Consider the following 25,381-nt stretch of genomic DNA (forward strand, 5'->3'; position numbering starts at 1 on the left):
GCTTCTTCCGTTTTAGATTGATATCATTTGCGTTTGAAAAGTTTCTCCATTTCAAGCGCAGACCAACTGACCAACACCGGGCGCCCGTGGGGGCAGTATTCACGCTGCGGACACTTGACCCATGTTTCAAGAAGGGCCAAAGCTTCATCCAGCGCCAGAGGCTGGTTGGCCTTGATAGCTGATTTGCAGGATAGCATTATCCAGAGATCTTCAAGAGTCTTGGCCTGACCGTCCAGTGCTGCTTTGAGATACTCTCTTGCTTCGCCGGTTTCAAGCCCCGGAGGAATTCCCCGCATGGATAAATTCTGTCCGGCATCAAGTTCAAGCATAAATCCGGCAGCCTGAAGGTCCTCCCACATTTCCTGAACCCGCCCCGCTTCACTGGGGTGCAAAGCCAATTCCACAGGGATCGCCAAGGGACGGGATTCACCCCGGGTACGCAGGCTGCGCATATTTTCATAAATCACCCGCTCATGGGCCGCATGCTGATCCAGCAGCCCCAGCGAACCGTTCGGCAACTTGAGTACAAGATATGTGTCCGCCACCTGCCCCAGGTACTCTATGGACGTACCTTTAATAATGTATCTGGAACTGTTTCCGGAGTTGAAAGATTGTTCTTCCGGGCGTGATGCCGGATAGTCGGACTGGTATGACCTTGACTCCTCATGCAGGGCTTCAGTTCCATAGCTTGATTCCGGAGGCTGAAAAGCAGTAAAATCCGTCTTCGCCTGTTCTTGTGAAGCGGTTCGCAAATCCTCTCCGATATCATCAATTGCCGTGAAATCGGTATTTTTAAATTCATTCCAGCTTGAAAATTTCGCGGACGACTCATTTGGAGAAGCCGGCTCAATCGGAAGCGAACTGATCTCGGATTTTACAGCCTTTTCTGCGAGGGATCTGGGCTCTGAACTGAAAGAACCTACCCCTGTGGAAGGCCCCTCGACGATCCCCAGTTCATAACGGGAAAGAGCCTGCCCGATACCATTTCGAATAATGCTGAAGACTCTGCTTTCGTCCTGAAAACGGACTTCCATTTTGGCAGGGTGGACGTTTACGTCCACCAGATGCGGGTCCAGCTCCAGAAACAATACCGCCTGCGGATATTCACGGGAAATGAGCCTGCCCTTGTATGCTCCACGAATGGCGCTGATCAGAAGCTTATCCTGAACAGGGCGCCCGTTTACAAACATTACAATGCGGTCTCCCCGCGACTGAGCCATACCGGGAATGCCAGTGCAACCATACACTTTGTAATCTCCGGCCTCGTGCTCAAATTCAAGCAGGGATTCACTTATATTCCGGGGCCAGAAAGTGGCAAGCCTCTCCGGAAGTGACTGTCCTGGCGGAAGGCGGAACTGTTCCCGGCCATTAGAAGTAAGTGAAAATCCGGTTTCCAGATTAGCCAGACTGATTTTGAAAAGCACCTGATGGCAGCGTCTGGCCTCAGTGGATTCAGTTTTCAGAAACTTGAGCCGCGCGGGGACACTGTAAAACAGATCCTTCACCTCCACAGCTGTACCGCCGGGTATGGCCGCAGGGCCCTCCTCAACCACCTGCCCGCCTTCAACATGAATAAACCATCCTTCAGGGCTGCCTTTTCTGCATGAAGTCATTTTAAACCGGGAAACAGAACCTATACTGGGTAGAGCTTCGCCGCGGAATCCAAAACTTGTGATGGCTGAAAGATCATCAACATTGGAAATTTTGCTTGTCGCGTGTCTGGTCACCGCCAGCCTTAGTTCTTCAGCGGCAACCCCGGCTCCGTTATCCTTCACAGAAATCAAGCCCTGACCGCCCCGTTCAATAATAACGTCTACCTGCGTGCTTCCGGCATCAATGGAATTCTCCACCAGCTCCTTGACCACGCTCGAAGGACGCTCCACAACCTCACCAGCTGCAATCTGGTTCCGCAATGAGGCAGGGAGAACCTGAATTTTAGAAATGCTCATTATATACTGATTTTCCGTACTTTGTATTCTTCACATGCAGATAAACCGAAGCCTCCGCACTGTTTATTAAACCTGACTTTACAGATAGCCTACAATAAGCCAGAAATGCCGTCCACAAGGTTTCAGCGGTCTAAAAACAGGGCTATACCTTCGCCTTTTTTCTGATATCAGTTACACACTCCCCGCCTATTCCCCAGTTGTCAGTAGCTACTTCATCTATAACCACAACTGTTGTGGCCGGATTTTTACCCAGAACATCCACAAGAAGCTGTGTTGCTCCTTTAATTAACTGCTCTTTTTGATCTTTTGTCACATTTTCATCAGTGATTCTTATATTTACGTACGGCACATGAGTCTCCATTGTCATAATTTGAAGGAATTGCTTTCCCTTTATGCATTAAAAACATCCTATTTTCCAGACAATAACAAAAGCCCCTCCCCGGCATGCCGGAAAGGGGCTTCTTTCAGATTTATTATTAATCGAGTCTAAAACATTCCCATGTTGATCAAGTTGAAGTTTACACTGTATCTTTCATCAACTGTAGTCTTTGAACCGACGAATTCAAGGAAGAAGCACTGGTGATTCCATCCGAGAGAAACGGTCTTCTCAAGATCCTTGTCAGCATTGATATCATTGCGGTATCTGCCGCCCAATTCAAAGCCGTACGGCAGTTTTGCCTTTAGGGCATATTCCAGAATCTGCATATCAGAATCCTGCTGACGCTTGTATTCATTTATTTTTCTGAGATAGTCATAACCGAACTTAATCTCACCGTAATCATCATGGAAAAATTTCAGTATATTTTCATGCTCGGTCACATCGCCGAGATATGGGGAAATCCATGTTCTTGAAGAAAGGGCAACATAGTCATGGGGGGTAATAAGAACTTCTCCCATGAAATCCGAGAAAGGTCTGCGCTCGTACTCGCTCAGCTCTGTCGAACGGTTGGCTTCATCAATGTCATATCCCTGTTCAAGGCGGACTCGCAGAAATTCAAGATAACTCTCATCCATATAAGGATTGCCGTTATCTCCCATGACCACGGTTCCTTTACTGCGGTCAAACACGTTGGTCAGTGAAAAGACAATATCATTCTGCTCCGAAATACGGTCCCTTGAGTCAAAGTAAGGCAGCTTGGTCTGAGCACTTGAATCATCCTGCACCCATGAATATTCAAGGCGGGGTATGACATTGTGCTTCATACGGGTCCAACTGCTTTCACCGACATTCTCCTTGCTCAGCGCAGGCGCGGAACCGAGCTCGAAAACACGGTAAAAATCGGTCACAGCGCTTATTCCGGCATCAGCCAGAAAACGAGCCTGGGTTGAATCGCGGCTTACATCCTCACTTGCATTCTGGAATGAATCGACCAGATATGAAGTGGCACGAAATCCGGCCCTCGGAATAAAAGTGATTCCCGCGGCCCGTACCGGCATGGAAAGTTCGGGACGGATGTCAAACCGTCCGCCCGTGGTTCCGTATTCGCGCCAGAAATAGTTACCCTGAAATTCTCCTTTCCACTCCAGAGGCGTTCCGAAGAAACTGCTCTTGAACGCATAGGCGTTTACCTGCGGCAGTTTCTGGAGAGTAGGATCTTCGGATGATGGTTTGTTGTCGTTACGGTAAAGAAGGTTCTCATTGTACTCCGCAAGACCCGATACAGAGTAGTTTTCCCAGCTGCGGGCTATGAGGGCTGTACTTGTGCGGGTAGTGGCGTCAACAGTCGCAATATCACGTCCGAACTCTTCAAGGAAAGCATCTCTGGTCTTTTCGTAACCGTTCAGGCCGGTCCTGTACTCGCGCAGGTAGTCCTGATCCGAGACAAGGTCGAGGTCAAAAATGGTCTGCCAGTCAGGATTTCCAACATAACCGTTATATTTGGACCGGACCCACCATCTGTTATGGTTGGGACGGATCAGCCCGTCATCCTGAAATGCATCATCAGCATCAGCGGTGTTGTCATAGGCCTTTCCGTCATAAAGCCAGTCAGCCCGCCACTGCCCTTTGGAATTGGTGTCCTCGGCGTGCCTGAAATCAACTCCGGGCCTGAAACCGCGCTTAGTCAGATACTGACCGTAGAAAGTAACATCCATCTCATCGTTGATGGCCCAGTAATAGGGAATGTTGATCTTACCACCGAGGCGGTCCGAAGTTCCAACCTCAGGTGTCAGCAGTCCGGACTGACGCTCACGGGCTACCGGAAGTTCCATGTAGGGGGTGTACATTACCGGAACGCCTTTTACGTTGAACTTGGAATGCCACAAACGGGCATACCCGTTGATGGTAATGTCCCCTTCTCCGGATTCGAATGACCACAGCGGATCTTTGCCGCTGCAGGCAGTCACTTTCGCGTCTTTAAAGCTGTAGGTCGCCCCGTTATGTTTTTCTATGAACTCACTTTCAAAATAGACATGGGGTTTGGCAACAAAAACGCGGCCTTTTTTAAGCCACCCGACCATGTTGTTGAGATCGAATTCAGCTTCAGCCGCGTCATAGAAGTCCCCTTTCATCTGGGCCTTCACATTTCCGCGCAGGTAAATCCATTTGGTCGCCTGATAAAAACGGGCGAAATCCGCCTTGATGTAGTTGTCTCCGCTGCGCAGAGTCACGTTGCCGTAGGCCTGCAGGTATTCACTGTCGTTTTCAACCACAAGCTTATCTGCGGAAAATTTCCACTCTTCCCCTTTCTGCTCTTCACCCTGACCGTTGGTCATGGGCACACTGACCTGCTGCTGAGCCAAAGCCATGCAGGGAAGACAGAGAAAAAGCAAAACTACGAATATGGCAAACCTGGATTTCAAAACAACCCGCCTTTTAAAATTCAAAACAAATTACAATCAGGAACTAGCTCTGCAGAAAAGGATCATCCTGAGCCAGATAATTCTGCACATAATCCTTGGCCGCATCCTCCAGAGAGGTGAACGGCCTGTCGTATCCCGCGGCAACAAGTTTGTCCATGTTGGCCTGGGTAAAATACTGATATTTGTCACGAATGGATTCCGGCATTTCAATGTAGCTGATATCAGGCTCTACACCCATTGCCGCGAAAACGGCCCGGGCGAGTTCGTTCCATTCCCGAGCCTGACCGGTTCCAATATTGAAGATGCCGTTTTTGTCCGGATTTTCAAGGAACCACCACATAACATCTACGCAATCCTTGATATAAACAAAGTCACGTTTCTGTCCGCCATGGGGGAATTCGGGCTTGTAAGACTTGAAAAGCTTCATTTCCCCGGTTTCACCGATCTGCTTGAAGGCCTTGCAGATAACGCTCTTCATATCGCCTTTGTGGTACTCGTTGGGGCCAAAAACATTGAAGAACTTAAGGCTGACCAGACGGTCCAGAACACCGCCGCGCTTGGCCCACAGATCGAAAAGCTGTTTGGAGTAGCCGTACATATTCATAGGTTTGAGACGGTCAATCCCTTCATGGTCATCATCAAAACCGAACCGACCGTCACCATAGGTAGCCGCACTGGATGCGTTTATAAAGCGGACATCATGATTCAGACAAAAGCGGCACAGCATCTGGGTGTAACGGTAGTTGTTCTCCATGAGAAAATCGGCATCAAGCTCGGTTGTTGAAGAACATGCACCCATGTGGATGACTGCGTCAGTTTCAAAAGGATCGTCACCCTCAAGAATCAGCTTATAAAACTGGTTTCTGTGGACATAATCCTCATAGCGGAGGTTGACCAGATTCTTCCACTTGTCTGTGGAAGCAAGATTATCAACGATCAGGATATTGTCGATCCCCATCTGGTTCAACTTCCAGACCATGGCACTGCCGATGAACCCGGCTCCGCCTGTCACGATATACATATATAAAATCTCCTGCTTTTTTGGGCAGATAACAAATCTATTTATACAATCACACAATTCAAGTTGCCGGATCTTACTTATTTTTCAGACACTTTTCAACTGCAATTACCCACATAAACATATTTCAACTGATGTTTTTCACAAAAGACACTACAGACAAGAACACATCCTTAGGGTCCGACTAGTATACCACGGTCAACTATTTACCATGAAAAGCACAACTTCAAACAATTCAGACATTGAAATTGTGGATCTGACACATCCCGAAGCATATCCTCATGATTCATCATAAAACCATGTTCAACTATTGTACTGCAAACAAAAACCATCCACTTAACAACACATACATACCGCAGGACTCAAATTACCACGCAGTACATTAGTTACAACAACAGAACAAAATCAAAATAAATAACTTCGATACACAAAAGCGACCCCAAACAGAGTACAGACAAGCTTTAAAACTCAGAAACTCTTCATTTTTAGCCTTGCTTCATTCTAACAGCATGCTATATTTTATTCCTGACATTTCCTGTTGTGATTTTATCTAGACTTTTTTTACAAAAATCGCTTATGCCGGGGGCAGCACCCTCCTTGAAACATTTTTTTAAAAGGACTCGAGAGTAAAAATGAGTTATTCCGTAAAAGAAATCCTCCGCCTGGAAGTATCTCCGGCCCTTGGATGCACTGAACCTGTAGCCATTGCCCTTGCCACAGCTGCCGCAGCATCAGTCATGGAAAGACAGGAACCCGACAGGATAGAAGTATGGGTCGACCCTAACATCTACAAAAACGGACTGGCGGTAATAATACCGGGCACAGGCGGCCTGAACGGTCTGGATACAGCAGCCGCGCTAGGAGCACTTTGCGGGGACCCTGCACTTGGACTTGAAGTCCTTGAACCTCTTGACCAGACAGGAGTGGAAAAGGCTTGCGACTATAAAGATGCCCACCCAGTTCAGGTTAACCTGCTCGATAACCGTCATGGAATCTATGTCCGTGCACTGCTGACTTATGGCAAACACCACGTTGAATGTGTAATCGAAAATGTCCATGACAACATCATCAGCCTCACTCTGGACGGGAAGCCCGTCGTGGAATCTTCTCTGGTAAAAAGAGAACAGGCTCACCAGGCGGATGTTTCAAAGCTTGAAGAGTATATTAAAGGACTATCACTTGAGCAGTTGGTTGAAATGCTCGACGATCTGGACGAAGAGGACTTTGCTTTTTTAAAAGAGGGAATAACCTACAATATGAGGCTTGCCGAATACGGACTGAAACATGGTCCAGGCTTAGGAGTAGGAATGACTCTGGAAAGGCTTGCCCGGATGAAGATCCTCAGCAGAGACATGATCCTTGCAGCCAGAATTGTCACCTCGGCAGCTTCGGATGCCAGAATGGGCGGGATCAAACTTCCGGCCATGAGCTCAGGCGGCTCCGGAAACCATGGCTTAACGGCAATTCTCCCCATATATGCCGTCAATGAATTTCTGGACTGCAATGAACAAGACCTGCTTGAAGCTATTGCTTTAAGCCATCTTGTCACTGCTTACGTAAAAGCCCAGACCGGTCGGCTGTCTGCAGTCTGTGGCTGTTCAGTAGCCGCCGGAGCAGGAGCTACAGCAGGAATAACCTGCCTTATGGGAGGTACTACCGCCCAGATGGCCGGAGCCATAACCAACCTCACCGAAGATCTGGCAGGAATTATATGTGACGGGGCAAAATCCGGATGTGCTCTGAAACTCGCCACGGCGGCCGGAACGGCCGTGCAGGCCGCACTTTTTGCCGTGCATGGAGTAAATGTACATTCCACCGATGGAATTATAGGAATCTCGCCGGAAAAAACCATGCAGAACATAGGCACACTGAGCACTCAGGGAATGATTGATACAGACCGCACAATTTTAAAAATAATGTTGGAAAAGCATTTTGCAGGCAAGGTTGACTGCTGAAGAGACCAAAAAATAATATAAAATTGTTGATAACAAGGTATTAATACCTTATTTTCATGGGAAGCTAATATTTTTATTGTAACCACTAACCTTACAGACCGGAGGAATTATCATATGTTTCGGAAAAAAATGATTTCTGTTCTGGCTCTCACCCTGGTCGCTTTCATGGCTATGGGCTCCATGGCATCCGCTGAAACCAGAATAGTGCTCAAACCCAAAGTTGATGCTTTTGCATATTTTGTGGACACCTCTCCATCAATGGCGCAGTCCTACAAATCCACCGGAAACCCAAAAATTATTTCCGGACTCAACGCTCTGAAAAAACTCAACAACGTTGTGCCTGAACTGGGTTATAAATCCGCTCTTTACGCGATGCCCGATTTCGCAACCTACTCCCCCAAAGCAACTTTCGACCGGGGCAATATGGCCAGAGGAATTTCCTCTGTGCCTACCGATCTGGCTTTCTTCCAGGCTACTCCCATGGCCAGAGGTTTCAACAACCTGGACAACGTTCTTAATTCATGGAACGGAAAATTTGCAGTACTGTTTGTTTCCGACGGACTTTCCAACTCCGGACGCAATCCGGCAGTAGCCGTTTCCGATATGGCTAAGAAATATGGCGACCGTTTCTGCCTGCACATTATCAGTGTTGCGGATACCCCTGAAGGCGTTGCCACCCTCAAGCGTCTCGCCGCGCTCACCCCCTGCGGTATTTATGTAGACGCATCCGATCTCGCTGATCAGGCAGTACTTGAGCAATTTGCTCAGGATGTATTCTACACTCAGGAAGAGGAACTCATCGTTGAAGTGGTTGAGGAAGTTGAAGAAGTCATTATTCCCGCACCGGTTCCGGTACAGGAGAAAATCGTATTCCGTAACTTCAACTTCGGTTTCGACAAGTACAAAATTACTGACGAAATGATCCCTGCTCTTACCGAAGCCGCTGCACTTCTCGAAGATTACCCCAATCTTAAGGTTCTTGTAGGCGGCCACACTGATTCAACTGGACCTGAAGCATACAACCAGGGACTTTCCGAGCGTCGCGCCAAGGCTGTAGCCGACTGGCTGGCAGAAAACGGCGTCCCTGAAGAGCGTCTCGTCGTTAAAGGTTACGGTGAGTCCAATCCCAAGTATGACAACAATACCAAGGAAGGACGCAAACTTAACCGCCGTGTTGAAATAGACGTGCAGGACTAAGCTAAGACAAACCTCTGAAATCTCCAATCGCGGTCTTGTCAAAAGATCAATCGAGAGTAATAATCGGGTGGAAAGGGTGCCTTTCCACCCGATTTTTAATACGGAGAAACTTATGAATTTAGCATACAGAATATTTGCACCGCTGATACTTACGATACTGCTCGGCGGGTCGGCGTTTGCAGCCAACCTCAATACGGCTTCTCAGAATGAGCAGAACGAGTTCGTTACCTTCGCTGCAACATGGGTAACAAAACTTAACCGGAGCCATATTAAAGGCTTTCACAACATGGAAATTCTGCTCAAACCAAATGGAAAATACCTTGCCAGATACCATCACATCGACCCGGCAAGCATTAAGTGCAAGGTGAAAAAGACCAGCTCAAGAAAAAAAGGCATGGTAGGTCTGCTCAAATACATCGAGACAATATATGAAAGTGACGGGGCAACACCACAACAAGCACGGGCCAACCCCTTTAAGCCGGTAAAAAGCATTCGCATTACTGAAATTTTCAGTAATTCGGGAAAAGGCTGGCGCTAACCCCGTACTCCAATTCCTGTATCACCGGAAAAGGGGAAACTTTGCTAGAACCAAAAGCCTTTCCCCTATTCCTTTTCCAACTTCATGGATATAAAAAGACATGTATAATCAAGAAAGTCAGCAGACGAACTCACCCCAATAGAATCTCCAGCCTCCAAATACGACTGCATTTCAATAAATCTGCTGATAAGCTGACCAACGTCAGAATGCCCTGAATATTTCTCTTTTGATCCTCAGAAAAATCCGGTTGCCATAAGAAAAAGTCCCCCGCCGCTTAAGCGGCAGGGGACTCAGACTGCTGATGATTTTAACTCTGTCATCAAAACATATTATTATCTCGTTCAGAGATTCTGTTTATTTAAAACGTTCAACAAGCTGACTCAGCTTTCTGGCCATATCCGCCACATCCTGAATACCGGCGTTGGCATTCTGAATACCTTCGGATAGGGCCTGCGAAAGGCTGTTGATTTCGGTCACGCTGTTATTAACCTCGTCACTGGTTGAAGACTGCTCTTCGGCCGCAGTTGCAATGGCACGGACCATATCCGCAATCTTGTCAGACTCGGTAACAATCTCATCAAGAACGCCGCCGGCTCCTTCAGCCATCTGGACAGTGTTATCAACACGTCCGCGCACACCATCCATTTCAGATACGACCTCATTAGTTCCCTGCTGAATAAGCCTGATAGCGCTTTCAACCTCATTGGTTGCGTTCATGGTTTTTTCGGCCAGTTTGCGAACTTCATCCGCAACGACAGCAAAACCACGCCCGGCCTCACCGGCCCGGGCAGCCTCAATGGCAGCGTTCAGCGCCAGCAGGTTGGTCTGGTCGGCAATGTCATTGATTACAGACATTACTTCACCGATATTCTCCGCCCGAACCGAAAGATCAGCAAGCATATCGGATAGTTTATCGGTTGTCTCAGTCACCTTGTGAATCTCTTCAACCGTGTTTGAAACTACTCCACCGCCATCGCGGGCGACAGTATTGGCACGCTCGGAAGCTTCGGCAGTTTCTCCGGTATTCTGGGCAACTTCAAGAACGGTCGCATTCATCTGCTCCATGGCAGTGGCAACCTGCCCGGTCTGCATTGCGGTTGTGTCAACACCGGCAGTCAACTCGTTCATCTGCTGTGAGAGATCCTCGGAATAACTCAGAAGTGATCTGGAAACTTCAGTAACCTCGTTGGCTACTTCCAGAAGAGCCTCCTGCTGCTGCTCGATATGCTTGCGGCTCGCCTCCTCTTCAGTAAGGTCGACCATAACCGCAATAGCTCCGACAGTTTCATTTTCCGCATTGAGCAAAGGGCAGACCTGATAGCGAAGCGGGAATTCAACACCGTCATCTCTTTTGAAGCGGAGCAGCCCCTCAGGGCATTCATTGGCGTTCACAGCCTGGGAGGTCAGCGGAGCACCGTCCTTCACAAAATAGTCAGCGACCGGCCTTCCTAGTACCTGCGCTTCATTCTTACCCATGATTTCCATCATGGGCGCATTGGCGAAATCAATTTTCTGGTCATTATCGGTTACAAACATGGGCACGGTAATACCGTTAAGGACTCCTCTGTTGTAAACTAGCTGATCTTTGATCTGTCGGGCCATCTCAGCCAGATGCTCACCCAGAGAGCCCAGTTCATCGGAACTATCCACCTCAAATCTGGCATCAAGGTTGCCCTCGATAAACTCATCAGTCGCATTGGAAATAACCTTGATACGGTTGACGATAGATCTGCGCATAAAGAAAAGCAGCGCCGCCAGAAGCGAGACCAGACCGGCAAAAGACAGGGCCGCGCCTTTGTACTGGGACTCATGCAGGGCGGCAAACTGAGGCGATACATCCTGAATCATCATCAAAGATCCGAGAATGGGCTGGCGGCGACCATGGCAGTGGTAACAGCGTTTCTCATTCTTGATAGTCTCAACTTCAACAAAGACATCCTTCCCTGCGAGCTCCGTAAGCATCCCTTTTTTTATGGGATTCTTGAGACTTTGCTGAAAAAGGCCGACAATCTCTGGATTATCAAACTTTGACTTCAAATCAGAACGGATTTCACCGGGAGAAGTTGAGTAGGTAATGTTGCCTTTGAAGTTGGTAAGATGAATTTCAACATCTTTATAATTTGCTGCGATGGAATCGAATTTATCCGTTGTCCCGTCATTGTCACCTTTAGCCATGGGTTCCCTGATGGCAAGCTGAAGCATGTCAGCATAACGGTGTGCGGTCTTTTCGATTTCCTCCATCATTGAATTGCGCTGCCAGAAAGAATTTGCCAGAAAGAGCAGGATAAAAACTGTGGCAGTGAGCAATGTGGTCAGCACCATAACCTTGTTGCCGAGGGAATTTCTGATAAATTTCATAATACTCCCCTTAGTGTGCTCCGCCGAAAATCAGCGGCTTGAAGTTGAAATTCTCAACCCGATCGGCGTTGTGGCAGGTCTCACATTCTTCAACTGTCATCTTTCTCTTGATCAGCTCAGGATCACCATCCTCTACATGGAGCGAGCCCGGACCATGACAGACTTCGCATCCCGCGTTGGCCAGATGCGGAGTTTCGGTAAAAGAAGTAAAACCACCGGGTTTGCCGTAACCGGTGGCGTGACAGGCGAAACACTCGTTCAGCTCATCCGGATCAAGATCCGAAGCCATAATCTTCACGCTATCGCTTGAGTGTGCCTTCTTCGAATACCTGCTGAAATTATCGTATTCCTCTTCATGACAATCTTTACAGGCCTCGGAACCGACATAAGTAGCAGAGTTTGAAATCCCGTATTCAGCCAGAGAACAGCTGAGCACTAATAATACCGCTAGAAAAAGCATAGCTTTAACGGTAACCCCGTTTCCTCGCATAAGACTAACCCCGTTGCTAAATGTAACAACTCGTATGGACTGCCTGATATGCCGCAGTGAAATCAATACCGTCTCCGGTACTGCACCCGAAAACACTGCAAGCTCAGCAGTCCTGTATCCCCATACATAGCCCTAACTAACCCCTTTCACTATGCATGTGAAGTAGAATTATTACAATTTTGAAACAAATACACCAAACACCTCGATCAGAGACTACTTACCAGTCCTTAAATACATCTCCTATAAAAACAGAATAAGACATATAAATATCTTAAAACAATACCTGTATAACTTTTAGTAACCGCTCACACTTTTAGTGTGAATTTCTATTTTTTTCCAGTATCAAAACTGCCTCTCGCCAATGAATCAACTCAGTACAAGGACCACAAATAGCTGCTTAACTGGTTACAATAATATGCATATCGGGCAACAAAAACCAACCGCACAATTTTATCGATTAATATGGCTTGCAGATGAGATACATCTTCTGGCAGTATACGGCATCTTAAGAATCCATCCTCTGTAATAATCTTTAAGCCAATCTAGACACGAAAGCCTGCTCCACCAGGCTTTAAAGCGGAAAGGCGGCTACTCATTTATGGGAATAGTTAACATTACTAAGTCTTATGATGCCGAATTTGTAAGACAAGTCGAAAAAGAAAGCGGGCAGAACATGGAGCTGTGCTATCAGTGCGGCAACTGTACCGCCGGATGTCCGTACACATTCGCGTACGACATCCCGGTCAGCAGGATCATGCGGCTTGTTCAGGCGGGACAGAAAGAAACCGTACTGAAGTGCAAGTCTCTCTGGCTTTGCGCCACCTGTGAATCCTGTACCACCCGTTGTCCAAACGAGATTGATGTAGCACACATCATGGATGTGCTGCGCCATATGGCTCGCAGAGAGGGCTATGCCCCCGTGCCGACCGTCAAAACATTCTGGGACAGCTTCCTCGACTCTGTTGAAAACAACGGCCGTGTATTTGAAGTAGGTCTTCTTGCAGCCTATGTTGCCAAAACAGGAAGATTCTGGACTGACCTTGATCTTGGACCGAAAGTCCTGCCCAAGGGCAAGATGCACTTCAAGCCCCACGAAATTCAGGGCAAAGATGAAATTGCAAAAATATTCAAACGGTTCAAAGAGGAGTCCGGAAAATGAGTGATTCCTTGAAAATTGCCTACTATCCCGGATGTTCCGGTTCCGGAACCTCCATGGAATATGACATGTCCACCCGTGCTGTCTGCTCGGAGCTGGGCATCACACTTATGGATATCCCGGACTGGAGCTGCTGCGGCTCCACCCCGGCCCATACGGTAGACCACTCTCTCTCCAGTGCTCTCTCCGCCCGCAATCTGCAGCTGGTGGAAAAAATGAGCATGGACACAGCGGCTACTCCCTGTCCAAGTTGTCTGACCAACCTCAAGACCGCAGAACATCGTATGCAGAAAGATGAAATGCGCGAGAAGGTCAACAAGCTTCTGGACAATCCCTACAACGGGGGAGTCACCACCAAGTCCATTCTGCAGGTTATGGTCGAGGATCTGGGGCTGAAAGCCATCAAAGACAAAACCGTTAAACCTCTGAAGGGTCTGAAAGTTGCCGCCTATTACGGCTGCATCATGAACCGTCCCCCGGAAGTGATGAACTTTGATGATCCCGAACATCCCATGGCCATGGACGACATCATGAAAGCCATGGGAGCCACGGTACTGCCTTTCCCCCTCAAGGTGGAATGCTGCGGTGCTTCCTTCGGTATCCCGCGCAAGGATGTGGTTATGAGGCTTTCCGGCAAACTGCTCGACGCTGCCGATTCACTCGGAGTCGATGCGCTGGTGACAGCCTGCCCCCTTTGCCAGATGAACCTCGACCTGCGTCAGAGCCAGGTCAACTCCGCTACCGGAGCAAGGCATAAAATGCCTATCTTCTACTACACCCAGCTTATGGGCCTAGCCCTTGGACTGGATGAGAAGACTCTGGGAATGGATAAGCTCTGCGTAAGTCCCCGCAACGCGATCAATGCCATTGGCAGTGAAGAGAAAAAATAGCGGAAACCCTGCTAAGGAGAAGACTTAAATGAAGATAGGAGTCTTTGTCTGCCACTGCGGGACAAACATCGATGGGACCGTGGACACTGCCAAAGTAGCAGAGGCCGCACGGGAATTCCCCGGTGTTGTTTTCGCAACAGATACAATGTACGCCTGCTCCGAACCCGGACAGGATGAAATAATAGAAGCAATTAAAGAACATAAACTCGACGGTGTGGTAGTTGCGTCCTGTACCCCCAGAATGCACGAGCCGACTTTCCGCAGAACTCTGGAAAGAGCCGGTCTGAACCGCTACCTCTTCGAGATGGCCAACATCAGGGAACATGTTTCCTGGATCGGTAAGGACCGTGAGGCCAACACCAACAAATCCGTAGACCTCGTCCGCATGGCGGCGGCCAAACTGCTCAACAACAAGCCCCTGTTCTCAAAATCTTTTGATATGAACAAAAGGGTAATGATTGTGGGCGGCGGTGTAGCCGGAATTCAGGCCGCACTGGACTGCGCAGACGGCGGCCTCGAGGTTATTCTGGTTGAAAAGACCTCTTCCATCGGCGGCAAGATGGCCAAGCTGGATAAGACTTTCCCCACAGTGGACTGCTCCAGCTGTATCCTAGGCCCCCGTATGGTTGACGTTGCCCAGCACCCCAACATCACTCTTTACGCCTGTTCCGAGGTTGAAGAAGTGAACGGTTATGTGGGCAACTTCTCCGTCAAGGTAAAAAGAAAAGCCACCTATGTAGACTGGGAGAAATGTACCGGCTGCGGTATATGTATGGAAAAATGTCCCAGCAAAAAGGCTGACAACCCCTTTGACGAAGATCTGGGTAAAACCACAGCGATCAATATCCCCTTTCCGCAGGCAATCCCCAAGAAAGCGGTTATCGATCCGAACTTCTGCATCAAAATCAAACGCGATAAATGCGGCGTGTGCGCCAAGGTCTGCCCCTCCGAAGCCATTGTTTACGATCAGGTTGACGAGTTCGTTGTCGAAGAAGTGGGAGCAGTTATTGCCGCCACCGGTTTCGACCTCTTTGACTGGACCGTTTACGGCGAATACGGCGGCGGTAAATACCCTGACGTAATCACCTCCCTGCAGTACGAACGCATGCTCTCCGCTTCCGGCCCCACTGAAGGACACATCAAACGCCCTTCCGATGGAAAGGAACCGAAGAATGTTGTTTTCATCCAGTGCGTAGGCTCCCGAGACAAATCAGTGGGACGCCCCTACTGCTCCGGATTCTGCTGCATGTACACCGCAAAGCAGGCTATCCTCACCAAGGATCACTGCCCGGATTCACAGTCCTATGTCTTCTACATGGATATCCGTTCCCCGGGTAAAATGTATGACGAGTTTACCCGCCGAGCCATGGAAGAATACGAAGCACGCTACATCCGCGGCCGCGTATCCATGGTTTACCCGCAGGATGATAAACTCATTGTCCGCGGCGCCGACACCCTGATGGGTGATCAGGTGGAAGTGGAAGCCGACCTCGTGGTTCTCGCTGTAGGTGCTGAAGCCGCCCACGGCGCCACCGACCTCGCAAAGAGACTGCGCATATCTTATGACGCCTACGGTTTCTTCATGGAAGGCCACCCCAAACTCAAGCCTGTTGAAACCAACACTGCCGGGGTATTCCTCGCCGGTTCCTGCCAGGGTCCCAAAGACATCCCGTCCTCGGTTGCCCAGGGCAGCGCGGCTGCGGCAAAAGTCCTGGCCATGTTCTCCAAGGACCAGCTTGCGAGTGACCCCGCGGTTTCCGTTGTTGATATCAAACGCTGCATCGGCTGCGGTAAATGCATCAGCACATGCCCGTTCGGAGCTATCAAAGAGGTTGATTTCCGCGGCATGCCCAAGGCTGAGGTTATTGAAACAGTATGTCAGGGCTGCGGTATCTGCACATCCACCTGTCCGCAGGGTGCAATCCAGCTCCAGCACTTCACCGACAACCAGATTCTCGCGGAGGTTAACGCAGTATGCCGGTTCTAGAAGGTAAAGAGCTCAGAATCGTCGGTTTTCTCTGCAACTGGTGCTCCTACGGCGGAGCTGATACCGCCGGTGTAGGACGCTTCAACCAGCCCACCGACCTGAGAATTATTAAAGTCCCCTGTTCAGGACGTATAGATCCCCTGTTCATTGTGAAAACACTCATGTCCGGAGCGGACGGAGTGCTTGTATCCGGTTGCCACCCCAACGACTGCCACTACGCCGAGGGCAACTTCTATGCCCGCCGTCGTTTGGAAATGCTCAAACGGTTCGTTCCCATGCTGGGAATACACCCGGACCGCTTTGATTACACCTGGGTTTCCGCTTCGGAAGGCCAGCGTTGGCAGGAAGTTGTGACCAAGTTTACCGATCAGGTTCACAAGCTCGGCCCGGCCCAGAAAATCGAGGGTCCCGAAGCCGAGGAGACACTCAAATTGATGGAAGCCTCCCTTTAAGGGAGAGTTTCTGCAAGGAGAAACAGGGTGAAACATCTCGAAGATCTCAAAAAGCAAATCAGGGATGCCCTGCCTGAGCTGGATGTGGTCATCGGCTGGTCGGACAGTTTCGATCCGCTGCATGCCACTCCCCACTTCATACGCAGGGAAGAAGATATAGATAAATTGAAAGTGGACGCGCTCAGCGTTCACAACCTCGCCACCTACCTGCCCTCGCTTAAGGGAAAGAAGGTCGGTATCGTGGTCAAAGGCTGCGACAGCCGCTCCGTTGTGGAACTGCTGCAGGAAAACCTCATCAACCGTGACGATGTGACCATCTTCGGTTTCGGCTGCAACGGTGTTGTGGACCAGACCAAGATCCGCCGCGCGGTTGGTGATGTAGGCATGGTTGAAGCCTGTGAACTTGGTGATGCTGAGATTAAGCTCACCGTTTCCGGTGCTGAGCACAAATTGTCTCTGGACGAAGTCCTTTCAGACAAGTGCAAAACCTGCCGCTATCCCAACGCTGTTGTTTCCGACAACTTCGTGGGGGACGAAGTAAAGCCTACCGCTTCCTTTGAAGACGGCTACAAGGATCTGGAAGAGTTCGAAGCCAAGTCCGAAGAAGAAAAATTTTCCTTCTGGCTCGGTGAAATGGACCGCTGCATCCGCTGCTACGCCTGCCGTAACGCATGCCCCATGTGTGTATGCCGCGACCACTGTGTAGCCCAGTCCCGTGATCCTCACTGGCTCAGCCAGGAGGCCCACGTTCGTGACAAGTGGATGTTCCAGGTTATTCACGCATACCATCTGGCCGGACGCTGCACCGAGTGCGGAGAATGCCAGCGCGCATGCCCGGTTGATATTCCCATCCTGCTCTTCAAGAAGAAATTCAACAAAGAGATCAAGGATACCTTCGATTACGAAGCCGGAATTGATCCGCAGGCGACACCGCCGCTGCAGACCTTCAAAATTGATGAACCTACTATCAAGGAGAAGGAGTGGTAATGGCCATGGTAAAATTCATAAAATCCGACAAAGTTGCAGATTGGCTGGAAGAACTGGGTTCCAAGCACGAAGTGCTGGCCCCGCGCAACGAGGGCGACTCAATAGTATTCAAGCCCTATGATGCCAAAAAAGGTTTCAACATTGAGCGTGAAGCAACCGCCCCTCCCAAGAAGGCGATCTTCCCTCAGAGCGAAACTCTGATGAAATTCAGCCATCTGAAGGACCTCGATAATCCCGAGAAACAGATCCTTGATGTAGAGGAAACCATTCCTTCATCTTCATGGGTTGTATTCGGCAGCCGCCCCTGCGATGCCCGAGGCTTCACCATGTTTGACCGTGTCTACCTGAACGGCAAACACGTGGATGTATATTACAAGGCCCGCCGCGAGAACACTTTCTTCATCACTCTGGCCTGTGAAAAAGGCGAAACCACCTGTTTTTGTAACTGGGTCGGTTCCGGTCCTTCCGATCCAGCTGGCTCTGATGTGCTGATGGTTCCCGTTGAAGGCGGCTATTTCCTTGAAGCTGTTAGCGATCGCGGTGAAGCACTGCTCGACAGCTCTCTTCTCGAAGACGGCGGCTCCAAACAGGGCGAAGCGGATAAAGTCCGCGCTGAAGCCGACAAGTCCATGGGAGAAGCACAGGATCTTTCCAAGGCTCCTGAAAAGCTGCTTGCCGCATTTGATGACATGAACTTCTGGGAAGAGCAGTCAGCAAAATGCCTCAGCTGTGGTGCATGCACCTATCTCTGCCCCACCTGCTACTGCTTCAACATCACTGATGAAACAGACGGTGTTAAAGGCGAACGCATCAGAAGCTGGGATAACTGCATGTCCAACATGTTCACCCTTGAGGCGAGCGGACACAACCCCCGTCCCACCAAGGCGCACCGCCTTAAAAACAGAGTCGGCCACAAGTTCAGCTACTATCCGGATCTGCACGGCGGAGTTATCTCCTGCTGCGGCTGCGGACGCTGTATCAAAAGCTGTCCGGTGGGTGTGGATATCAGGGAAATCGTCCTGAACGCTATTGCATATGAAGCAAAGGAGAAGGCAAATGACTAGCAATCCTTACCTTCCGGCAATGGCCACCATTCAGGAGGTCATTCAGGAGACCCCGAATATTATGACTTTTCGGGTCACCTTGAATAATCCGGAAATAAAAGAGAAATTCACCTTTGAACCCGGTCAGGTCGGACAGCTTTCCGCCTTCGGCATAGGTGAATCCACCTTCGTTATCAACTCTTCTCCCACCCGCATGGATTATCTGCAGTTCAGTGTCATGCGCACCGGGGAAGTTACTGAGAAGCTGCATACTCTGGGTGTAGGCGATCAGGTTGGCGTGCGTGCTCCTCTGGGCAACTGCTTCCCTTACGAAGACATGAAGGGCAAAGATATCGTCTTCGTTGGCGGCGGTATCGGCATGGCTCCCTTGAGAACCCTGCTTTACTACATGCTGGATAACCGCAAGGACTACGGAAAGATCACCCTGCTCTACGGAGCAAGGAGCCCCGTGGACATGGCTTACCAGTATGAACTGCCCGAATGGCTTGAACGCGACGACCTCGACACCCATCTGACTATTGATGCGGAATACGAGGGCTGGGAGCACAACGTGGGACTGATCCCCAACGTGCTTCTCGACATCGCACCCAAGCCGAAGAATGCAGTGGCTGTAACCTGCGGTCCGCCGATCATGATCAAGTTCACCGTGCAGGCACTTGCCAAGCTCGGATTCAAGGACGACCAGATTGTGACCACCCTTGAAAAACGCATGAAATGCGGTATCGGCATCTGCGGACGCTGTAACATAGGAACCAGCTACGTCTGTCAGGACGGTCCGGTTTACACCTACGAACAGTTGAAACAACTGCCGAATGAGATGTAATCCTAATAATATGAAGGCCCCGTCTTTACAGGCGGGGCGTTTTTTTATTATTTTGTAAGAATGAGAATATTAATTGTTGACGATGAACGGATAAACTCACTGTCCGCAGCTAAAATACTTGAAAAACTCGGGCATGAAGTTCTAACTGCGTCCAATGGAAAACAGGCTCTTGAAAAGGTGCATGAAAACTCTTTTGACTGCATTCTCATGGACCTGATGATGCCCGGAATGGACGGATTGGAAGCGACCGCTAAAATAAGGGACCGCTCAGTCTTCGGCGACAAGGCTGACACACCTATAATAGCCATGACCGGTCACAGCTATGAAGACACCAAAGAAGACCTTGAACAGGCCGGATTGGAATTCTACGTAGCAAAGCCGTTTGATATGCATATACTGCTGCGGGTGATTGAAGAGGCTACGACCTAAAACAATCCATACACCTTTTCAATTTATCCCGAGACGGCGTTTCCGCCTGTCCCTGTTACCGGAAACCGGGCTGAAATAAACATTCCTGAACAGTTATGTAAGATAGTTTCAGCAGTATTCAAAAACATCCAGCCAAATATTAGCTCCCTTCACAGTTCACCGAGTTTAAAAATCGATTATACTGCTATGCTCCGAGCCTGTTATTTCAAGCAGAGTTAAATCCACTAACGGTTAGACGAACTGTGCTGCAGCATATCCGGATGACCATGCCCATTGCAGGTTATAGCCGCCAAGCCAACCTGTGACATCGAGCACCTCACCGATGAAATAAAGTCCCGGCACCTTTTTACTTTCCATAGTCTTCGAAGAAATCTCATTTGTATCCACTCCACCCGAGGCAACTTCAGCCTTGCTGAAACCTTCGGTTCCCTGCGGCCTGACAGTCCATGAGTGAATTATTTCAGCCAGCTCAAGACGGCGGACCTTGGTCAACTGGCTGACCGCTGTATCCTCATCCTGTCCTTCAAGCAGCAGCCCGACCATTTTGCGGGTGAAAAAACGTCCCAGAAAATTGCGCAGCGCAACATTTTCAGCGCGGTTTTCTTCAAGCAGGTCAGAAATATTCTTACCCGGCAGCAGATCAATGGTCAGAGCGGAACCGCGCCTCCAGTAATTGGAAATCTGCAACACTGCGGGACCGGAAATTCCTTTATGGGTAAACAGCATATCCCCGGCAAAAACTTTTCCCTCGCACTCGATCGTTACTGGTAGAGCGTTGCCACTTAGTTCCTTGCAGAATCTGCCATCCCTTCCGCCAATGGAAAACGGAACCAGAGCCGGACGGGCCGGGATAACAGTAATTCCGTACTGCTCCGCAACCTTGTACCCGAAGGAAGATGCTCCCACCTGCGGCCATGCGGGAGATCCGAGAGCAACAACCAGTGATTCAGATGAAAAGACCTGATTTCCCGAAACAACCTCAAACGGTCCCTCACCGGCGATGGACTCTATTTTCCTGTTCAGCAGAATCTCCACTCCGGCACGATGGCATTTACTCACCAGCAGCCCCGAAATCTGACCGGCTCCATCAATAGTGAACAACTGACCGTCTTCTCGTTCCTCGTAGGCAATCCCGGCCTCAGCCACGAAGGAAATAAAATCCCACTGGCTATGCCGTGCTATGGCTGATTTCACAAAATGCGGATTAGATGAGATGTAATTCGCAGCGGATAAGTCCATGTTGGTGAAATTACATTTTCCGCCCCCAGCCACACGGATCTTGCGCCCGGCTTTTGCAGAGTGGTCAAGCACCAGAACCTTTCGGCCCCGTGCCGCGGCATGCATTGCGCAGTAAAGGCCGGAAGCCCCGGCGCCGAGAATTATTACATCATAAGTATTTTCGGTGTTGCTCATGGGGGAGGTTGTAGGCTGCTTTGAGTGTTGGGTAAAGCGCTAAAAGGTCATTCACCCAATCAACACTTGCCCATCCCCGCAAAGACGGGTATTGAGGGGCCGCAACACGTGATATTATCTTTATAGATAATTAAAACGATAAATTCACCTTTCATGCCGCCTTGAAAGGGACCGCGCAGGACCTGCGCTACATATCATCCTGAATCATAAACTTTTTCATGAGGCCAGCACCTCATGTCAGGGTATTTTTGCGGCATGCAGAGGAATCCATATTTTTCAAGGAGAAATTCTTATGGCTCTCAGTATCGGAATCGTGGGGCTGCCCAACGTCGGCAAATCCACACTTTTCAATGCCCTGACCAAGGCCCAGAACGCCGAAAGCGCCAACTACGCTTTCTGCACCATCGAACCAAACAAGGCTGTTGTTCCCGTTCCCGATGAACGCATCGACAAACTGGCCGAACTGGTCAAACCGCAGCGTGTACAGCAATCCACTGTAGACTTCATTGATATTGCAGGTCTGGTTGAGGGAGCAAGCAAGGGTGAAGGACTTGGAAACAAATTCCTTGGCAACATCCGCGAGACTCAGGCCATCCTGCACGTTGTGCGCTGCTTTGATAATGACGATGTCATCCACGTGGCCAACTCTGTCGACCCGCTGCGCGACATTGAAGTCATTGAAACTGAACTTATCCTCGCTGATGTTCAGGCTCTGGACACCCGCATTGAAGGCATGAAGAAAAAAATCAAGGGCGACAAGACCCTCGGTCCCAAAATTGCCGAAGCGGAAAAACTCCTTGAGCATCTCAATGAAGGCAACCCGGTCAACACCTATGCGGAACTTGATACTGACAACATGAGCGAAATGCTCCGTGACCTCAGACTGATCACCGCCAAGAACGTCATCTACTGTGCCAATGTTGATGAAGACGGCCTGACCGAAGACAACGACTATGTTAAAAGCGTCAAAGCCCTTGCCGAAGAACGCGGGGCCGAGTTCGTAAAGATTTCCGCCAAGATGGAAGAAGAACTCGTGGGGCTTGATGAAGAAGAATACAATGAATTTCTGGAATCCTACGGTGTGACAGAATCCGGTCTTGCCAAGATTATCCGAACAGGTTTCCACACTCTCGGCATGATCAGCTACTTCACCGCCGGGGTAAAGGAAGTACGCGCCTGGACCATCCATGACGGGGACAAGGCCCCCCGTGCTGCGGCTGCAATCCACACCGACTTTGAACGCGGTTTTATCCGTGCCGAAGTAATCGGTTATGACGACTACGTCACCCACGGTTCGGAAGCTGCCTGCCGCTCTGCCGGCGTGCTGCGCTCTGAAGGAAAGGAATACATTGTTAAAGACGGCGATGTAATCCACTTCCTCTTTAACGTTTAGTTTACCTCTGAGGGGTCTACCGACGGTCCCTCCGGGGGTCAAAGAAACCTTTTAAAAAAGGTTTCTCTGGACTCTTCCAAAACTTTTTATCAGGGCTTCGCCGCTTCGGTTTAAAAAGAGTGCTAAAGGAAAAGCTTCAATATCTTCAAAGATATTGAGGCTTTTTTATTCGCTGTGCGTAATCAAGGCTTGTTGAAAGTCAGCAATCTTTTATTCTTATAGAGAGCTAACGCTTTTTCAACACAATCACCCCGCCGACAATCAGGAAGCACCCTGCCCACTGTTCAACAGTCAGATATTCCCCAAGCGTAGGGATTGCGACCAGAGCTGTCATCATGGGTTCTGTAGTCAGAAGAATATTGACCACTGAGGGAGAGAGATGGGTCAGACTAGAGTTGATAAGCGCCCACCCGGTCATTGAAGGTCCTATGGCCAGAGTCAGGATTAACAGCCAGCCTTTCAGCCCGATTCCCGGCATCAGTATATCTGAAGGACTGGGGGCAGTACCGGGGATATACCCAAATGAAAAAAGATTAATCACCAGCATGAAAACAGCGGCAAAACCGAAAGCGTGCATAAGAACACAGAACGGATTTATATTGCGCTGGGCACATTCACGCCCCATTAGTGCATAAGCCGAAAAAAAGACACTTGATAATATTCCGGTAAGCATCCCCATGGGTGTCAATGAAAAGCCGGATACACTCTGCAGCCCGCAAACCATTGCACACCCCGTAAGACACAGAACAATGGAAGGAACAATGCGCAAAGTGGGCTTATCGCCCCCCATAGCCCATTGCGCCAGTACGGTGAGGGGCACGGAGATATAAACCAGCACGGTAGCGACTCCCGCTCCGTTGAAGTAAACCGACCCTCCCCAGATACCGTTCAGTCCCACCAGCACAACACCATAACAGGCAAGTAATTTTAAATTCTCACGCCCCGCCTTGAGATAGTGCGGCCGGAAAATTTTCAGTCCCGCCATAAGAATTGAGCAAACAAAAACATTACGCCAAAAGGTAACCACAAGAATCGGCTGGGCGTAATCGACAACCATAATTTTTATAAAAATACCCACCAGCGAAATCAGTGCAGCCCCGGACAGGACCTGCATCACCCCAACACCTGTTGAAGATTTACCTTGGATCATGATTATTCCTTTAAATAGAATTGCAGCCGCAAGATATTGTATAGAATCATGTTTACAAAGAGTTTTCTTTATTCAAGCACAATTCGACTGATCAGAATTCATCTGGCGCTTTAATACATCCTGTTTGACGCAAATACAGGTTCTTGGGTAGAGACAGTTATAAACAACAATACCGTTACAGCTTGAGGTTTTTCGAGATGTCCAAGGCTCTCTTCCGATTCATTACCGCTTTCATGCTTTTCCTGATTGGCGGATTCATACTGTTCATGCTCAACCAGATAGCCGGGCTGGCGGAACTTTGTGCAAGTTATTTTCCCGAATCCCGTGATTATGTGCTTTTCGGTCTCAGCGGACTTTTTCTGGCAATCTGCCTGAGTCCCCTGGTGATATATGCTTTCAGGCCCGGGGCATTGATAATGCCTGAGAATCCCACCGCATCCGAAGAACGTAAATTCATAAGAAAGCTGCGCAAAAGACTCCGCCGCAACAAATATATCCGTGAAGCCGGCTTGAAACTGTCCACAACAGAAGATCTGGAAAAGGCCATGGACATGCTGGATGAAATTTCAACAGGTAAAATGAAAACCACAGCTTCAAGGATTTTCCTGTCCACAGCAATTTCCCAGAACGGGCAGCTTGATTCCTTTATTGTTCTTGGAACTCTGACGAAACTGGTCTGGGATGTCTCCAAAGTATACAATCAGCGTCCCTCTTTCAGGGATATGCTGGCGGTTTATGCCAATGTTGCCGGAACAGCTTTTTTTGCAGGGGCAGTTGAGGAGCTGGACATTCAGGCCCAGATAGAAGCCATTATGTCGCCTGTTCTGGCGGGGTCCGCGCTGAGTATGATCCCTGTTGCCAGCGGAATGACCTCCATTGTTACCGCCTCTATTCTGGACGGATCCACCAATGCTTTTCTCGCGCTCAGAGTAGGTATAATCACCCGCAGCAATTTCAATTTCAGAGCGGACCGCAACTCTCCTGCATACCGTAGATCGGTTTTAAGGGAGGCTGCCGGAATGCTTCTGTCAATTGCGGTGGACTCCACAAGAACCATTACCGCGGCCTACCTTAAAACTATTACCCGTTCAGCCGGGGAAAAGGCATTCAATGCAGCCAGAAGGGTTGCCCAAAGCACTGACAGAGCATTTGAAGCCACAGGAAAAGCAGCCAGATATTCCGCCGAACAGATGGGCAGGGCAGCACGCTTTGCAAGGTTCAGAAACCACGGGCCTCAGGAAGATATCCCTGAGCCGGAACCAAGATCAGCGACTCAAAAAGCTAAAGATAAAATGAAAAATTTATTCAAGAAAAAACAATAAGAAAAGGC

At 49.3% G+C, this 25,381-nt stretch carries 21 protein-coding genes; 13 read left to right on the forward strand and 8 right to left on the reverse strand.

Annotated elements, in window-relative coordinates; all coding sequences use genetic code 11:
- Positions 1-23 precede the first annotated feature (23 nt).
- From mutL to rfaD, 4 genes are all read right to left on the reverse strand, one after another.
- Positions 24-1,949 carry a DNA mismatch repair endonuclease MutL gene (mutL, locus tag ACZ5PW_RS19855; protein ID WP_464556755.1) on the reverse strand — a complete coding sequence of 642 codons (1,926 nt, stop codon included), beginning with the start codon at positions 1,947-1,949 and terminating at the stop codon, positions 24-26.
- A 142-nt stretch (positions 1,950-2,091) separates the two neighbouring features.
- The gene (locus ACZ5PW_RS19860; protein ID WP_464556756.1) at positions 2,092-2,298 is read right to left on the reverse strand and encodes a 2-hydroxymuconate tautomerase family protein; all 207 of its coding nucleotides are present in this window, start codon (positions 2,296-2,298) and stop codon (positions 2,092-2,094) included.
- A gap of 137 nt (positions 2,299-2,435) precedes the next feature.
- Positions 2,436-4,751, reverse strand: coding sequence for an LPS-assembly protein LptD (locus tag ACZ5PW_RS19865; protein ID WP_464556757.1), 2,316 nt, complete (start codon positions 4,749-4,751; stop codon positions 2,436-2,438).
- A 43-nt stretch (positions 4,752-4,794) separates the two neighbouring features.
- The gene (rfaD, locus tag ACZ5PW_RS19870) at positions 4,795-5,772 is read right to left on the reverse strand and encodes an ADP-glyceromanno-heptose 6-epimerase (protein WP_464556758.1); all 978 of its coding nucleotides are present in this window, start codon (positions 5,770-5,772) and stop codon (positions 4,795-4,797) included.
- Between the two features lie 629 nt (positions 5,773-6,401).
- Between rfaD and ACZ5PW_RS19875 the strand changes: the two genes are divergently transcribed.
- From ACZ5PW_RS19875 to ACZ5PW_RS19885, 3 genes are all read left to right on the forward strand, one after another.
- The gene (locus ACZ5PW_RS19875; protein WP_464556759.1) at positions 6,402-7,724 is read left to right on the forward strand and encodes an L-cysteine desulfidase family protein; all 1,323 of its coding nucleotides are present in this window, start codon (positions 6,402-6,404) and stop codon (positions 7,722-7,724) included.
- A 114-nt stretch (positions 7,725-7,838) separates the two neighbouring features.
- Positions 7,839-8,921: an OmpA family protein gene (locus tag ACZ5PW_RS19880; protein ID WP_464556760.1), complete on the forward strand. Its 1,083-nt coding sequence runs from the start codon at positions 7,839-7,841 to the stop codon at positions 8,919-8,921.
- A 112-nt stretch (positions 8,922-9,033) separates the two neighbouring features.
- Positions 9,034-9,459, forward strand: a complete 426-nt coding sequence (locus ACZ5PW_RS19885; RefSeq protein ID WP_464556761.1) for a hypothetical protein — start codon at positions 9,034-9,036, stop codon at positions 9,457-9,459.
- 354 nt (positions 9,460-9,813) lie between these two features.
- Here ACZ5PW_RS19885 and ACZ5PW_RS19890 read toward each other — a convergent pair whose 3' ends face one another.
- Together ACZ5PW_RS19890 and ACZ5PW_RS19895 are read right to left on the reverse strand one after the other, a co-directional pair.
- Positions 9,814-11,817: a methyl-accepting chemotaxis protein gene (locus ACZ5PW_RS19890; RefSeq protein ID WP_464556762.1), complete on the reverse strand. Its 2,004-nt coding sequence runs from the start codon at positions 11,815-11,817 to the stop codon at positions 9,814-9,816.
- Between the two features lie 10 nt (positions 11,818-11,827).
- Entirely contained in the window at positions 11,828-12,307 is a 480-nt protein-coding gene (locus ACZ5PW_RS19895) for a cytochrome c family protein (protein WP_464556763.1), read from the reverse strand.
- A gap of 598 nt (positions 12,308-12,905) precedes the next feature.
- On the opposite strand from ACZ5PW_RS19895, the gene ACZ5PW_RS19900 reads away from it, so the two are divergent.
- From ACZ5PW_RS19900 to ACZ5PW_RS19935, 8 genes are read left to right on the forward strand one after another with little or no spacing between them, the layout of a single operon-like run.
- Entirely contained in the window at positions 12,906-13,466 is a 561-nt protein-coding gene (locus ACZ5PW_RS19900; protein ID WP_464556765.1) for a 4Fe-4S dicluster domain-containing protein, read from the forward strand.
- Entirely contained in the window at positions 13,463-14,353 is an 891-nt protein-coding gene (locus ACZ5PW_RS19905) for a CoB--CoM heterodisulfide reductase iron-sulfur subunit B family protein (RefSeq protein ID WP_464556768.1), read from the forward strand. The genes ACZ5PW_RS19900 and ACZ5PW_RS19905 overlap by 4 nt, the downstream gene beginning before the upstream one ends.
- A gap of 28 nt (positions 14,354-14,381) precedes the next feature.
- Entirely contained in the window at positions 14,382-16,340 is a 1,959-nt protein-coding gene (locus ACZ5PW_RS19910) for a 4Fe-4S binding protein (protein WP_464556770.1), read from the forward strand.
- Positions 16,328-16,792, forward strand: coding sequence for a hydrogenase iron-sulfur subunit (locus ACZ5PW_RS19915; RefSeq protein WP_464556772.1), 465 nt, complete (start codon positions 16,328-16,330; stop codon positions 16,790-16,792). The genes ACZ5PW_RS19910 and ACZ5PW_RS19915 overlap by 13 nt, the downstream gene beginning before the upstream one ends.
- A gap of 27 nt (positions 16,793-16,819) precedes the next feature.
- A complete protein-coding gene (locus ACZ5PW_RS19920) occupies positions 16,820-17,779 on the forward strand; it encodes a 4Fe-4S dicluster domain-containing protein (RefSeq protein WP_464556774.1) in 960 nt (319 codons plus the stop codon).
- Complete coding sequence (locus ACZ5PW_RS19925; protein WP_464556776.1) at positions 17,779-18,843, forward strand: 4Fe-4S dicluster domain-containing protein; 1,065 nt, start codon at positions 17,779-17,781, stop codon at positions 18,841-18,843. Before ACZ5PW_RS19920 ends, ACZ5PW_RS19925 begins: the two co-directional genes overlap by 1 nt.
- Entirely contained in the window at positions 18,836-19,666 is an 831-nt protein-coding gene (locus ACZ5PW_RS19930) for an FAD/NAD(P)-binding protein (protein ID WP_464556778.1), read from the forward strand. Before ACZ5PW_RS19925 ends, ACZ5PW_RS19930 begins: the two co-directional genes overlap by 8 nt.
- 60 nt (positions 19,667-19,726) lie before the next feature.
- On the forward strand, positions 19,727-20,095 hold the full coding sequence (locus ACZ5PW_RS19935; RefSeq protein ID WP_464556781.1) for a response regulator: 369 nt from the start codon (positions 19,727-19,729) through the stop codon (positions 20,093-20,095).
- Between the two features lie 231 nt (positions 20,096-20,326).
- On the opposite strand, the gene ACZ5PW_RS19940 is transcribed toward ACZ5PW_RS19935, so the two are convergent.
- A complete protein-coding gene (locus tag ACZ5PW_RS19940) occupies positions 20,327-21,508 on the reverse strand; it encodes a BaiN/RdsA family NAD(P)/FAD-dependent oxidoreductase (RefSeq protein ID WP_464556782.1) in 1,182 nt (393 codons plus the stop codon).
- A 292-nt stretch (positions 21,509-21,800) separates the two neighbouring features.
- On the opposite strand from ACZ5PW_RS19940, the gene ychF reads away from it, so the two are divergent.
- Positions 21,801-22,901: a redox-regulated ATPase YchF gene (gene ychF, locus ACZ5PW_RS19945; protein WP_464556783.1), complete on the forward strand. Its 1,101-nt coding sequence runs from the start codon at positions 21,801-21,803 to the stop codon at positions 22,899-22,901.
- A 226-nt stretch (positions 22,902-23,127) separates the two neighbouring features.
- Here the strand turns inward: ychF and ACZ5PW_RS19950 are convergent, their stop codons facing one another.
- Entirely contained in the window at positions 23,128-24,051 is a 924-nt protein-coding gene (locus ACZ5PW_RS19950) for a DMT family transporter (RefSeq protein WP_464556785.1), read from the reverse strand.
- Positions 24,052-24,248: 197 nt separating this feature from the next.
- On the opposite strand from ACZ5PW_RS19950, the gene ACZ5PW_RS19955 reads away from it, so the two are divergent.
- Complete coding sequence (locus tag ACZ5PW_RS19955; RefSeq protein WP_464556788.1) at positions 24,249-25,373, forward strand: hypothetical protein; 1,125 nt, start codon at positions 24,249-24,251, stop codon at positions 25,371-25,373.
- The last annotated feature ends 8 nt before the right edge of the window (positions 25,374-25,381 follow it).

The sequence above is a fragment of the Maridesulfovibrio salinus genome (assembly GCF_055394525.1).

Excerpts from the sequence above, each read along its gene's own strand:
- ACZ5PW_RS19940 (WP_464556782.1), bottom strand. The coding sequence starts at position 21,508 with ATGAGCAACACCGAAAATACTTATGATGTAATAATTCTCGGCGCCGGG.
- ACZ5PW_RS19930 (WP_464556778.1), top strand. The coding sequence starts at position 18,836 with ATGACTAGCAATCCTTACCTTCCGGCAATGGCCACCATTCAGGAGGTC.
- ychF (WP_464556783.1), top strand. The coding sequence starts at position 21,801 with ATGGCTCTCAGTATCGGAATCGTGGGGCTGCCCAACGTCGGCAAATCC.
- mutL (WP_464556755.1), bottom strand. The coding sequence starts at position 1,949 with ATGAGCATTTCTAAAATTCAGGTTCTCCCTGCCTCATTGCGGAACCAG.
- ACZ5PW_RS19885 (WP_464556761.1), top strand. The coding sequence starts at position 9,034 with ATGAATTTAGCATACAGAATATTTGCACCGCTGATACTTACGATACTG.
- ACZ5PW_RS19895 (WP_464556763.1), bottom strand. The coding sequence starts at position 12,307 with ATGCGAGGAAACGGGGTTACCGTTAAAGCTATGCTTTTTCTAGCGGTA.
- ACZ5PW_RS19950 (WP_464556785.1), bottom strand. The coding sequence starts at position 24,051 with ATGATCCAAGGTAAATCTTCAACAGGTGTTGGGGTGATGCAGGTCCTG.
- ACZ5PW_RS19915 (WP_464556772.1), top strand. The coding sequence starts at position 16,328 with ATGCCGGTTCTAGAAGGTAAAGAGCTCAGAATCGTCGGTTTTCTCTGC.
- ACZ5PW_RS19955 (WP_464556788.1), top strand. The coding sequence starts at position 24,249 with ATGTCCAAGGCTCTCTTCCGATTCATTACCGCTTTCATGCTTTTCCTG.
- ACZ5PW_RS19875 (WP_464556759.1), top strand. The coding sequence starts at position 6,402 with ATGAGTTATTCCGTAAAAGAAATCCTCCGCCTGGAAGTATCTCCGGCC.
- ACZ5PW_RS19925 (WP_464556776.1), top strand. The coding sequence starts at position 17,779 with ATGGCCATGGTAAAATTCATAAAATCCGACAAAGTTGCAGATTGGCTG.
- ACZ5PW_RS19910 (WP_464556770.1), top strand. The coding sequence starts at position 14,382 with ATGAAGATAGGAGTCTTTGTCTGCCACTGCGGGACAAACATCGATGGG.
- ACZ5PW_RS19880 (WP_464556760.1), top strand. The coding sequence starts at position 7,839 with ATGTTTCGGAAAAAAATGATTTCTGTTCTGGCTCTCACCCTGGTCGCT.
- ACZ5PW_RS19890 (WP_464556762.1), bottom strand. The coding sequence starts at position 11,817 with ATGAAATTTATCAGAAATTCCCTCGGCAACAAGGTTATGGTGCTGACC.
- ACZ5PW_RS19900 (WP_464556765.1), top strand. The coding sequence starts at position 12,906 with ATGGGAATAGTTAACATTACTAAGTCTTATGATGCCGAATTTGTAAGA.
- ACZ5PW_RS19905 (WP_464556768.1), top strand. The coding sequence starts at position 13,463 with ATGAGTGATTCCTTGAAAATTGCCTACTATCCCGGATGTTCCGGTTCC.
- rfaD (WP_464556758.1), bottom strand. The coding sequence starts at position 5,772 with ATGTATATCGTGACAGGCGGAGCCGGGTTCATCGGCAGTGCCATGGTC.
- ACZ5PW_RS19935 (WP_464556781.1), top strand. The coding sequence starts at position 19,727 with ATGAGAATATTAATTGTTGACGATGAACGGATAAACTCACTGTCCGCA.